This window comes from Pseudoalteromonas sp. SG43-6 (genome assembly GCF_014164365.1).
GTDB classification, from domain to species: domain Bacteria; phylum Pseudomonadota; class Gammaproteobacteria; order Enterobacterales; family Alteromonadaceae; genus Pseudoalteromonas; species Pseudoalteromonas rhizosphaerae.
In genome coordinates, this window is sequence record NZ_JACJEZ010000208.1 from 1 (window position 1) to 272 (window position 272).

2 tRNA genes are annotated in these 272 nt (G+C 46.0%); both read left to right on the forward strand.

Annotated elements, in window-relative coordinates:
• Positions 1 to 6 precede the first annotated feature (6 nt).
• A tRNA-Lys gene (locus H5201_RS22805) sits at positions 7 to 82 on the forward strand.
• Between the two features lie 71 nt (positions 83 to 153).
• Positions 154 to 229: transfer RNA gene (locus H5201_RS22810), tRNA-Lys, on the forward strand.
• Positions 230 to 272 lie beyond the last annotated feature (43 nt).

Sequence of the window (272 nt, forward strand, 5' to 3'; positions counted from 1 at the left end):
CAGAGCGGGTCATTAGCTCAGTTGGTAGAGCAGTGGACTTTTAATCCATTGGTCGATGGTTCAAGTCCATCATGACCCACCATTCTTTATTCGTTGAATAGTAGAGTGGTTATAATCGGCGGATCTACGCAGCGTGCTTAGGCACACCAGAGCGGGTCATTAGCTCAGTTGGTAGAGCAGTGGACTTTTAATCCATTGGTCGATGGTTCAAGTCCATCATGACCCACCATTCTTTATTCGTTGAATAGTAGAGTGGTTATAATCGGCGGATC